Source organism: Neobacillus massiliamazoniensis (genome assembly GCF_001048695.1).
GTDB classification, from domain to species: domain Bacteria; phylum Bacillota; class Bacilli; order Bacillales; family Cytobacillaceae; genus Neobacillus; species Neobacillus massiliamazoniensis.
This window is the reverse complement of sequence record NZ_CVRB01000002.1, coordinates 674393-686397: the sequence shown is the minus strand read 5'-3', so window position 1 is coordinate 686397 and position 12005 is coordinate 674393. Positions and strand designations below refer to the sequence as shown.

8 protein-coding genes are annotated in these 12005 nt (G+C 37.2%); 6 read left to right on the top strand and 2 right to left on the bottom strand.

The genetic code is table 11. From position 1 onward, the window contains the following. Window positions 1-289: 289 nt before the first annotated feature. From rlmD to BN1082_RS11110, 4 genes are all read left to right on the top strand, one after another. Window positions 290-1660, top strand: coding sequence for a 23S rRNA (uracil(1939)-C(5))-methyltransferase RlmD (gene rlmD / locus BN1082_RS11125; RefSeq protein WP_090634237.1), 1371 nt, complete (start codon window positions 290-292; stop codon window positions 1658-1660). 202 nt (window positions 1661-1862) lie between these two features. Next, window positions 1863-2096, top strand: coding sequence for a hypothetical protein (locus BN1082_RS11120; RefSeq protein WP_090634235.1), 234 nt, complete (start codon window positions 1863-1865; stop codon window positions 2094-2096). Window positions 2097-2542: 446 nt separating this feature from the next. Further along, window positions 2543-3910 carry a dipeptidase gene (locus BN1082_RS11115; RefSeq protein WP_090634234.1) on the top strand — a complete coding sequence of 456 codons (1368 nt, stop codon included), beginning with the start codon at window positions 2543-2545 and terminating at the stop codon, window positions 3908-3910. A gap of 466 nt (window positions 3911-4376) precedes the next feature. Continuing rightward, entirely contained in the window at window positions 4377-4766 is a 390-nt protein-coding gene (locus BN1082_RS11110) for a hypothetical protein (RefSeq protein WP_090634232.1), read from the top strand. A 368-nt stretch (window positions 4767-5134) separates the two neighbouring features. Here the strand turns inward: BN1082_RS11110 and BN1082_RS11105 are convergent, their stop codons facing one another. Further along, window positions 5135-6514, bottom strand: a complete 1380-nt coding sequence (locus BN1082_RS11105) for a Mur ligase family protein (protein WP_090634230.1) — start codon at window positions 6512-6514, stop codon at window positions 5135-5137. Between the two features lie 568 nt (window positions 6515-7082). Between BN1082_RS11105 and BN1082_RS11100 the strand changes: the two genes are divergently transcribed. After that, window positions 7083-8351 carry a chloride channel protein gene (locus BN1082_RS11100; protein ID WP_245640390.1) on the top strand — a complete coding sequence of 423 codons (1269 nt, stop codon included), beginning with the start codon at window positions 7083-7085 and terminating at the stop codon, window positions 8349-8351. 426 nt (window positions 8352-8777) lie between these two features. Here BN1082_RS11100 and BN1082_RS11095 read toward each other — a convergent pair whose 3' ends face one another. After that, the gene (locus BN1082_RS11095; RefSeq protein WP_090634226.1) at window positions 8778-9950 is read right to left on the bottom strand and encodes an acyl-CoA dehydrogenase family protein; all 1173 of its coding nucleotides are present in this window, start codon (window positions 9948-9950) and stop codon (window positions 8778-8780) included. Window positions 9951-10274: 324 nt separating this feature from the next. Between BN1082_RS11095 and BN1082_RS11090 the strand changes: the two genes are divergently transcribed. Next, window positions 10275-11876: an FMN-binding glutamate synthase family protein gene (locus tag BN1082_RS11090; RefSeq protein ID WP_090634224.1), complete on the top strand. Its 1602-nt coding sequence runs from the start codon at window positions 10275-10277 to the stop codon at window positions 11874-11876. The last annotated feature ends 129 nt before the right edge of the window (window positions 11877-12005 follow it).

Below are 12005 nucleotides of genomic sequence, written 5' to 3'. Positions count from 1 at the left end.
TAGGGGGACGTCCTTGATGGGGCGTCTCTTTGTTTGTTTTAACTATCTAAAAGAGGTGATTCGCGGATTGAAGTCGAAAATTCGCTGATAGATCACTAAAATTTGCGGATAGAACGTAATGTTGAGCCAATAAACGATGTACTTCATACGAGGAGAGGCACGTATGTTCTTTTGGAAGGGAAAATAATCAAAAAATCTACATTATTTCGAGGAAAAAAGCTGTTTTCGCATTGTCTGCCGCTTTATGATACAATTTTTCTAGTTTAAAAACGAGCGAAGGAAGAAAAACATGAACAGAACATTACCGGTTACAAAAAATGATTATATAGATGTAGTTTTTGAAGATTTAACCCATGATGGAGCAGGTGTAGCGAAGATCGATGGTTATCCGCTATTTATCCCAAACGGTTTGCCAGGTGAAAAAGCAAAGGTAAAGGTCATTAAAGTCAACAAAAGCTACGGGATTGGAAAGTTAATTGAGCTTTATGAAAAAAGTCCTTACCGTGTGGAGATTGCCAAAAGCGATGCCCACAAATACGGTGGCTGTCAGCTTGAACACATCAGCTATGAAGGCCAGCTGAAATATAAGGAGAATCAAGTCCGCCAAGTGCTCACCCGTATCGGGAAACTAGAAGATGTCAAGATCCACCCGATTTTAGGCATGGACAACCCATGGCACTACCGAAACAAAGCACAGGTGCCAGTTGGCGAAAAAGACGGCAAGTTGGTTGCAGGCTTTTTTAAACCGAGAAGCCATGAAATTGTTGATACAAACGAAAGCTTGATTCAGCTGCCTGAAGTGAATGAAGCAGTCCAAATGGTAAAGGATATATGCAGCGAGCTTGGGATTTCCGCTTATCATGAAGAGTCGCATAAAGGAGTTATCCGCCATATTATGGCTCGTTATGGAAAACAAACTGGGGAACTCATGGTCGTACTAATTACGAGAACAACGGATATTTCTCATAAAAACAAGCTTGTGGAGGAAATCGTTGCCCGCCTACCGAAAGTGAAATCGATTGTCCATAATGTAAATTCGAAGCGCACCAATGTGATTCTTGGTGAAAAAACAAATCTGTTATGGGGGAACGAGGTCATTTATGACTATATCGGAAACGTGAAATTTGCCATTTCCGCATTGTCGTTTTACCAAGTGAACCCCGTGCAGACGAAAGTTTTATACGATAAAGCACTAGAGTACGCGAACTTAAGCGGAGAGGAAACAGTTATCGATGCTTATTGTGGGATTGGAACGATTTCGTTATTTTTAGCGCAAAAGGCACGAAAGGTTTTCGGTGTGGAAGTCGTGCCGGAAGCTATTGAAGATGCGAAGCGGAACGCAGCATTGAATGGAATGACAAATGCGGACTTTGCTGTCGGCGAAGCAGAGGTGGTCATTCCGAAGTGGTATAAGGAAGGAAATGCTGCTGATGTATTGGTAGTTGACCCACCGCGTAAGGGCTGCGATGAAGCTTTACTGCAAACCATTATTGAAATGAAACCTAAAAAAGTCGTCTATGTCTCCTGCAACCCGGCTACCTTGGCACGGGATTTGAGGATTTTGGAAGATGGGGGCTACAAGACGCTGGAAGTTCAGCCGGTTGATATGTTTCCGCAAACGACGCACGTGGAGTGTTGCGCGTTGCTAAAAAAAATATAAAATTTAGAAAAGCTCATTTAGACCATAAGGTTAATAATGAGCTTTTCCTCTTGATTATTCTCCACTGTTTAAGAGTAGGTTTCCTGAAAATCGATATATAATTCGCGGAGATCCATGGTCTGAACAGGCTTTATAACCGTGCTTAAATGGAATCAGGAGGTAAAAAGTAATATGGACTTTAGTCCAAGAGGAGGAAATTAATATGATTGCAATAAGAATGGCTATATATTCATTGGCAATGATAGTTTTGCTTTTTTTAACAATTATTTTATTACCTGAAACATTGAAGATAAACGTGAATATTTCAATAGGATTGTTTGTTTTGATAGTAACGATATTTTTAAAGGTATCTAATAATAAATGGTGGGTTAATATTGTTTCAGCAGTATTAGGTTTAGTAGGTTTTATGGTACTAATTGTTTTACTATCACCTTAGTAAAGATATCTTATACTAAATTTACTTGTGTTAACTAACCAGACTTTAAGTCAAGAACAGGAATGCTAGCAAAAAAATTTCTTATGGTATGTTAGAAGAATATTGGGTTTGGCTCGGACTTTATCAGGTTATCCCTGGTATTTGAAGTTGATGAAGAGAAATCTATAGTTTGGGTTGACGGTATAAAACATAAACGGGAAAATGTTTATTGGAAAAATAAATAATTTTGGTAAAATACACGGGCATCTACATAAAATTGTAGATGTTTTTTTCGAAACTTGTGTTTATTGGTATAAAGATTGTGAGGACCTTAAGATGAACATTTATAATTTTGAAAGCTAAATAAATAATGCAATTAAAGACAGAAGGTATTTTCAAAAGCTCTGTATTTCTCCGTTTTTTTGTATAAAATAAGAAATAGAAAATAAAATGGAAAAGGTGATAAAATGAACCAATTATCCGAGGCTTTATCAAATAATCACAATAAAAATATCGAAGAATTAAAAGAATTGCTCCGTATTCCAAGCATTAGTTCTTTATCTGAACATAAAGAGGACATTCAAAAAGCAGCTTCATGGATTTCCAATAAATTAAAAAACATCGGAATGGAACATGTTGAAATCATCCAGACAAAAGGTCATCCCATCATTTATGCCGATTGGCTTCATCAGGAAAATGCCCCAACTGTCTTAGTCTACGGTCATTATGATGTACAGCCCGTTGACCCAATTAATTTATGGGAAACTCCTCCTTTTGAACCGGACATCCGTGATGAAAAGATTTTTGCCAGAGGGGCAACTGATGACAAAGGACAGATGTTCTTACATATTAAAGCAGTGGAAACATTATTAGAATCAGAAGGTAAATTACCGGTAAACATAAAATTTTGCATCGAAGGTGAAGAAGAAATTGGGAGTCCCAATCTTCCACAGTTTTTATCCGAAAATAAAGAAAAATTATCCTGTGATGTGGTCGTTATTTCCGATTCTGATATGTGGGACAAAGGAGTCCCTGCTATCACCTATTCTTTAAGAGGTTTATGTGCACTGGAGGTTTCCCTTAAAACTGCCAATTCTGATTTGCATTCGGGCATGTTCGGCGGGGGAGTGCAGAACGCCAACCATTTATTAATTCAGTTGCTTTCAACCCTTCATGATTCGAATGGGAAAGTAAATGTTGACCATTTTTATGATGAGGTCATTGAACTTACAGAATTTGAAAATGAACAAATTAAAGCACTGGGGTTTGATGAAGAAAAACTAAAAAAATCGTTAGGGTTAACAGATTTGACCGGAGGAGAACAAAATTATCTTTACCCGGTGAGAATCAGTTCCCGGCCGACATTAGAAATAAACGGCTTATGGGGTGGATTTCAGGGAGAAGGGACAAAAACCGTCATCCCGAATGAGGCACATGCCAAAATAACCTGCCGTTTAGTCAACAATCAACATCCTGAAAAGATTCAGGAATTGGTTAAAAAGCATCTAGAAGAATATGCACCAAAGGGATGCACGGTAAAAATATCTCTTGGTGATACGGGCAATCCATTTTTAACTCCTATTGACAGTCCGATGATTCAAAAAGCTGCCGAAGCTTATAAAAATGTGTATGGGAAATCACCAGTTTATAAAAGAGAAGGCGGCTCCATTCCGATTGTATCGGATTTCAGCCAATCACTAAATGCTCCCGTTGTCTTAATGGGATTCGGTTTGCCGGATGAAAATCTTCATGCTCCGAATGAACATTTTAACTTAGAGAATTTTGATAAAGGCATCTTAACGATTTGCTCCTTTTTAGGGCTAATTGAAAAATAAAATCATGTAAAAGAGGGATTCTGGGTAACCCTCTTTTTTGGCCGATAGGAAAGTATAACTTTCCTATCAGGCATAAGTGCAACTCCGCTTATGTTATCGCCCTTAAGGGCGATAACATAGGCGGGTTTTCTAATATTGTAAATTATTTAAATTATAGTGTGTTCACAAAATTGTAGAAATCCTTTAGTGGAGACAAAATTATTATGAAATGTAACGTGATATAATTTTACCGGAATGGAGGTAGATAAATGTCGAAACAACCATAAAAATAATAATTTTTGAAATTAGGATTCCTTTCTTTTAAATCTGCAATCTTCCCCTTTCATTTTCATCATTTTAAACCCACTATCATGCCTTCTTATAATAACTTCCTGTTAAAATGCTGGAGCGAAAAATTTCATTTAATAACTAGAATAAATGGGAATGTTGCCGGTTGAGTCGAAGTTATTAAAAAAGGAGCGGTATTATGAATGCAGTGCTGAGTAAGATGGCAAAAGGCATTACTGTTTGTTATTCAGAAGCTTTTCCTAATCAAGAAAACGATTATTTCAACTTTGTTTATATGGGGAAAATATTTTTGGTAGCTGACTCATATTGTATGAATCCAGATTGTAAATGCCAAGAGGCAGTTCTTAATTTTGTCCAAGCTTATCCGAGAGATGGCAGGAAAGCTGACAGTTTTATGATAAGGCTTAAACTTAACGGCAGGGGATATAAAATACATGAACATGGCAGATTCATTAAACGTGAAATACAGGCTATCGTTATGCATTTTACCGCCGACCCCACGATGCTAAAACTTTTAAATGAACGATACAAGGAAATGAAGGAAAAAGCAAAAGAAATTCTAAGTTAAGTGTCAGTTACTTAAGTGAAAAATGTCAGGTAAAACTTTTTGATTGAAGAATAAAGACTATCCTAAAAGCCACTTAAAATGCTTTTGAAGATAGTCTTTTTTTTAATTCTATCTGATGCTATTTTCATTTTTTACAGGTATCAAATGTAGATTCTTTAGGATAACAAGAAGGGTTACTTTCTAATACCTGACTAAAATGCCTAAAGAAATCATTTATTTAAAAAATAGATGTTTTTTAAACATATAAACATTGTCTTATTTTTACTAAACAGCTCAATAACAAAGCTCGACTAATAGCCAAGTGCACCTCTAATTTTTAACAATTGGGATTAAAGGAAAGCTTTCTTTTGATGAGCATTGTTCTACCATTAACTTCTTAAATATTCGATGACATCATCGAAGTCTGAGTCATTGCCGCCCGTTTTGAAATAAACAATGTCATTTGGGATTAAAAATGAATCAAAAAACCTCTTCATTTCATCTGCATCTGAAAAATGATAAACATTATTCGGATTTACTCCTGCCTCTATAGCTGGCTTTGCAAAATCTTTTGCAATGAATCCTTTGGTGATGAGAACATCGACACCCAAATCACCGAGTAGATGTCCTTTCTTTTTGTATTCTATATCTGCATATTTTCCTAGTGCTGCCATTCTTCCCAGGACAGCAATTTTTCTTTGGGATGGCAATGCTATACTGCATAATGTTTCTAAGCCATTTTTTAAGGAAGCAGGATTTGACTTCCAAGTATCATCCACCAACGTAATATGATTTCGTCCTTCAATTATTTGAAAATGGGAATTCATGTGATGAAAAGAGGATAATCTCTTTAAAGCATAGTGAAGATCCACTCCTAAGATTGCAGCTGCTGCTATTGAAGCGGTTGCATTATATACATTATGCTCACCAAGACCCGGTATATATCCTTTAAATTCACTTCCCTTATATTTAATCCAAAAAGTCATGCCGGATGAATTATATTGATACTTCATAATCCTAAAAATAGCATCCCTGTTTTTTCCGAACGTTATAATCTTTCCCTTAAATTTAGAAGTATCAATGGAGGAGAGATATGGGTCGTCCGTATTTAGAATGAGAGTCCCCATATTGTTCATACCTTGCATTATTTTTCCCTTTTCTGCTAGATAATCATCAAATGATCGAATTTTATCTGTATGATCCACATCAATCATTGTCATAATCCCAATATTCGGGAAAAAATACTTACAGGCCTCCATCATATCCCCTTTTGAAGATATGGCTGTTTCAAACACTGCAACATCCGTATCTTCATCAATTCCCATTAAATAAGGAAGGTTGTAATAACCGGCATTTTTGCTAGATATTGTTGCCTGGACATTATTTGTTTCTTCCAAAATGTGTTTTAGCATTTCTTTGGTAGTAGATTTTCCACATGTACCAGTAATGGAGACTACAGGAATGTTAAACAGATGCCTGTAATACGAAGTGAATTTAAAGAAAGTGTCTTTGAGGTCCTTTACCATAATGATTTGTTCAGGATTTAAGCTTTCCATATGAGAAAATGGTCTATCTGTAACGATAAAAACATTCTTGTAATTCTTTATAGATTCAACAGGCACCTCTTTGTTATGCCAACGAAAATATAACGTATTACTCCTAATTTCAAATCTGTCATAAGTGACCGTCTGGATCCGTATCCCTTTTTGCTTTTCATTAGGTTGAATGTTCATTACAGTTAAAATGTTCTCCAATAACAAAGTCTCCAAAATGTCCCTCCTAAGTTCTTATTTTTAGGTTGTGTTAAAGGTCATTTTTGATTTTTGAAACTATGTTGATTGGAGCGGAAGGCGCGAGACTCCTGCGGGAGTACGGGGCAGGGGAGACCCCACAGGCGCTTAAGCGCCGAGGAGGCTCCCCGGAACGCCCGCGGAAAGCGAAGCGCCTGGAGCGGAAATCAACATACAAGTTTAACACAGCCTTTTTTTAAAAATGCATACCCTCCAATAATACTTTTCAATATGAGTATCAGTGATCGAATCACTTTGAATTCAAAAGCTAATGTATAATATGACTTGTCCCCTAATGCACGTGTGTGATAAATACTCAGGAAATTAGCGGAATATAAATTGTTTTTCATAAACTTATGACCTTTTAGAACATAAAGTAACTGGCGAAAAATTCAAATAGTAAAAAGCGGGACAAAACGAGACAAATTACATAAAATTCTGACCGAAGATCAACGAGTGATAAGTCCTTGAGCCATTCGGTTTTTTTCTGTAGAATGAGAAAAAGACGAAGCAAAAGAGGAAGAATAAAAAACACTTTCCACTCCATATGAATAAGGAGGATAAATACAAGAGGATGAAATCTTTAAGGATAGATCTTTTAATACTTTTTAGCATAATTATAGGAGGTATTGTCGGCTTTTTGACTTGGGGTTTTTTAGCTGTTACCTCTTTAATCACTCACTTTTTATGGGTTACCTTACCAGGGACACTTCATGTTAAACATTGGACCATATTACTGTGTTTAATTGGAGGCGTTTTGGTAGGTTTATGTCAAAAGTACTTTGGTAATTACCCACGTAAAATGGATGAGGTATTAGCAGAATTCAAGGAAACGAAAAGAGTTGATTATAGTTCAGTACATAAGAGTATATTAACTGCAATTTGTGTTCTTTCTTTTGGAGCAAGCCTTGGTCCCGAGGCGGCTTTATCTGGAATAATAGGTGGTCTTTCTACATGGGCAGGAGACAAGATTAAATCCCTGTTTAAGAAAAAACACGTTGAAAATGAATATGGGGATATCATAATAGAGTATAGTATTGAGGCTACAATTGGTATGATTTTTAGAGCACCGTTATATGGGGCTACTACCTTCTTTGAAGATAATAAAGATTCAAGACTTTTGAAGATAATAAAAATAATTGTATATTCCATAACTACTGTTGCAGGTTTTGGTGTATTTATTTTGTTATCAAAAATAGATTACAGAAAAATTGCTTTAGTTGATTTTGGTTCAGCAATAGTAGGCAAAAACGAAATTATAGCCATAATACCACTAGTCCTTATAGGAATATTATTAGCCATAATATATAAATTTTTTGGAGATATTCTACATAAGGTACTTAAACCACTTGAAAATTATAAAATAATCAGAGCTGTAATTGGTGGATTAGTATTAGGAATAATAGGAACAATTCTTCCTACTTCTTTATTTTCCGGGGAGCATCAGCTAACAGAATTACCAGGTGAATGGAAGAATATGCCAATTTATTTATTGTTGATATCAGGTATTGTAAAGTTATTCATTACAGAATTTTGTCTATCAACTGGTTGGCGTGGAGGACATATATTTCCTATTATTTTCACAGGGGCAAGTATAGGATATGGAATGGCATTACTATTTCCTATAGATCCGGTAACATCCGTTACAATTATAACTACTTCACTCACAAGTGCAGTACTTAAAAAGCCAGTAGCAGTTTTACTCATTTTAATTCTTTTGTTTCCAATAAAGTTAATTGTACTAATGATTATTGCAGCATATTTGCCGGTATATATATTAAAGTATATGAACAAACTTACGCAAAAGGCATATTAATATTATCTTTCTATCTAAACATATGTGGCGTTTATCTCGAAAAGGCAACAACCTTAGGTCGTTGCCTTTTTATTGGTCTAGGAAATTATAGATTCATTTATGAGTGGGTAAATTTGATGAAGTTATCTGAATCCAGCTCCAGCGCCTAGCCCCTCGGGTCATAAGCCGGCGAAGAAGCTTTTCATAGAAGCCCCTGCTCCACGGCTGTCGCCGTTCCGCAAGACTACGAGGAAGCTTTTTCAGGCAGCTGTCTCGCTGTGGTGGCTGAGGAGCTGCCTCCTCGCGGTTCGTCTTATGCCTGTCGGGGCTGACCAAGGCGCTTCCGCTTTTGGTTCTTTTCCGGGTGGTGTTAGGCACCATACCTAAACAGTTGGATATTGATTTAAAAAATTAAAAGGTGTTTCACCTTTTAATCCCAATAAGGTCCTATTTGTCATTCGATTTTATTTTGTCTTGTTCAATGGCAGCCATCGCTAAATTTCTAATTGTCATATCATCCATTGGCGGGTTATGTAAACCTGCTCTTACATCGCGATAGTACCGCTGTAAAGGATTGTTTCGTTGAAGACTTTTTGCTCCTACTACTCTCATTGCTTTATCGACAATCGAAATGGCGGAATTTGTAACAGTATGCTTTACGACTCCAAGTTCATTTACGAGATGATTTCTTCGTGATTCATCATCATATGCTGCTGCAACACTATAAATAAGATGTCTTGCTTGAATTAGTGCTAAATCGATTTCACCTAGAAGCTGCTGGACATTTGGTAACTGGCTAATCGGCCCGTTTAAACTATTAGGAGTATGATGATTGGCAAAATGTATAGCGTAGTCACGGGCGGCTTGTGCAATTCCGAGATAACAGGCAGGAATATGAAGAATCCAGCCATTTATTTGTCCTCCCCTAGGCGATTCTAAAAGTTCCACAAGCATGGAATCCTTAACTTTTACATTTTCAAGGACGAGATCATGACTTCCAGTGCCTCTCATTGAAATGACATCCCACGTTTCTTCGATGGTCAGCCCTTCCAAATTTTTATGAAGGAGAAAATAGCCTACTTTCTGCTTTTCCTCAATCCAAGCTGAGGTTAAAAAATAGGTTAAGACTGGCGACATAGTCGTAAAGATTTTCCTTCCGGATAATATCCAATACCCTTCTTTTTTGACGGCATATGTTCCAGGGCGGCCGCCTCTAGTTGGACTTCCTGTTTGTGCTTCACTGGAGGCACGATTGACTAATGTTCCGTTAAGAACCTCTTTAGCAAAAAAATCTAAGTTTTCATTAGTCCAAAGTTTTTTTTCATAAATTTCTCCAACAACACCCAGATTCCAACCAATAGATAGAGCAGTGTTAGCATCGAAGCTGGCCAATGTTTCCTGGAGAAGTACCATGTCATAGACTTTTAATCCTTCTCCTCCAAAAATAGCTGGAAGTGTAAGACTTGTATACCCCATCTTAACTAAATCATTAATATTTTCTTCAGGAAAGGTAGCTAATTCATCCGTTATGACTGACCTTTCTTTAAACTGCGCTTTATTTTTGTATAATCGATTCAACCATGTTTTTTGACGTTCTGTTTTAACAAATAAGTTATTCACATTGTCCTCCTGATGTAAGGAATGGTTTGATAATTCCGATTTATTTTATGGGATTAATCATAGTGAGGCTTAAGTAAACTGTCAAGATATTTTTCAATCTTTTACAAAAATTCTAAATTGTGATGAATGCAAAGGTAGGGTAGTCTTCCAGTAGTTGTTTTTGTGCATGGGGGGCCTAAGAGTCAAATTGCTACGTTTGAATTCATAAACCTATTATAGATAAGACAAAACTGCAAAATAACAGACCTTATGGTGAAGAATATTTTTTCCAAAATCTGTGCATATTAACATGAAATCTATCTCCTGCAGGAGGGATGAGAGATCATAAATATCGCGAATGTTTTTATCATCATCGCATTTACCGTCATTGCTTTAGTAATAGTAGCACTACTGATTTTTATTGCCTACATGTTAGTGTATGACCGAAATCAAAAGAGGCACTCCATTTTAAGAAATTACCCTGTATTAGGGCGGGTCCGCTATTTTTTTGAAAAAATCGGACCTGAGTTTCGGCAATACTGGTTCAATTCTGACACTGAAGGAAAGCCGTTTTCGAGAGAAGACTATGAACATATTGTTAGGAGTGCAAAATATAATCGAGATGTCGTGTCGTTTGGTTCGAAACGTGATTTCGACGAAGAAGGTTTTTATGTTCGAAACGATATGTTTCCTAAATTAACGGAAGAAATGAAAATGGACAAAGAAACGATGGTCAAAACAAAAAAATACCTATTATTGAAAGACCCACTCTTTACCCAAAGAGAGGAAAAGTGGGAGGATGAGGAATCTCCTGCTTATTTATTGCATGATGATGATGCTGTAGTAATCGGTCCGCAAACAAAACAGCCTTTTGTGTTAAAAGGTTTAATCGGAATGTCCGCGATGAGCTATGGGGCCCTCGGGAAAAATGCGATAACTGCCTTGTCAAAAGGGTTAGCGATGGCAAAGGGGACATGGATGAATACAGGGGAAGGCGGAATATCACCTTATCATTTAGAAGGTGGGGTCGATATTATCATGCAGATTGGACCAGGCTTGTTTGGCATCCGTGATAAAAACGGCGATGTCGATTGGGATGAATTAAAAAGAAAAAGCGAAATTCCCCAAATCAAGGCTTTTGAATTGAAACTGGCTCAAGGTGCCAAAACGCGCGGCGGTCATATTGATGGAGAAAAGGTCACGCCAGAAATCGCTGAAATTCGTAAAGTGGAGCCGTATAAACCTGTTGACAGTCCAAATCGTTTTCACCAGTTTAGCGATGTTTTTTCGATGTGTGAATTTATCGAAAAAATCCGTGCCCATACAGGAAAGCCGGTTGGGTTGAAACTCGTTGTAGGGGGGAATGATAGTGTTGAAGACTTGGCAAAGTATATGAAAGAAACAGGGAAAGGGCCAGACTTTATCACTGTAGATGGCGGTGAAGGTGGGACGGGAGCATCCTATCAAGAACTGATTGATAGTGTGGGATTACCGATTAAATCCGCCCTTCCCATTTTGGTTTCAACTCTCAAAAAATATGGAGTGCGCGACCGTGTGAAAATCATTGCTTCCGGTAAACTGTTTACCCCTGACCGGATTGCGATCGCTCTTGCTATGGGAGCTGATTTAGTGAATATTGCGCGTGGATTTATGATCTCCGTTGGATGTATTCAAACCTTAAAATGTCAATCTAATATTTGTCCTGTAGGAGTTGCTACAACAGACCCGGAATTACAAAAGGCATTGGTTATTGATGAAAAAAAATACAGAGTTGCGAATTATCTTGTTACCCTAAGAAAGGGATTATTTCGAATTTCAGCAGCAGCAGGCCTAGATTCCCCTGTTCATTTCCGGCCAAAACATATTAGCTATAAAGATGATAAGGGCGTCGTAGTATCGTTGGAAAGAATATTAAATGAAATTCAACAACAAATAGGGGCAAGCTAAATAGTTCGTAGAAATAGTAACAAACCAACCCAGTGATTCGCTGGGTTTTTTTCTGGATAAGCGTATTAAAATTGGCTTCGAGAATTGTCCAACTTTTCTTAAGTGAAGCCGTGACAGCCTTTAGAAAGG

Excerpts from the sequence above, each read along its gene's own strand:
- rlmD (WP_090634237.1), top strand. The coding sequence starts at position 290 with ATGAACAGAACATTACCGGTTACAAAAAATGATTATATAGATGTAGTT.
- BN1082_RS11120 (WP_090634235.1), top strand. The coding sequence starts at position 1,863 with ATGATTGCAATAAGAATGGCTATATATTCATTGGCAATGATAGTTTTG.
- BN1082_RS11115 (WP_090634234.1), top strand. The coding sequence starts at position 2,543 with ATGAACCAATTATCCGAGGCTTTATCAAATAATCACAATAAAAATATC.
- BN1082_RS11110 (WP_090634232.1), top strand. The coding sequence starts at position 4,377 with ATGAATGCAGTGCTGAGTAAGATGGCAAAAGGCATTACTGTTTGTTAT.
- BN1082_RS11100 (WP_245640390.1), top strand. The coding sequence starts at position 7,083 with ATGAATAAGGAGGATAAATACAAGAGGATGAAATCTTTAAGGATAGAT.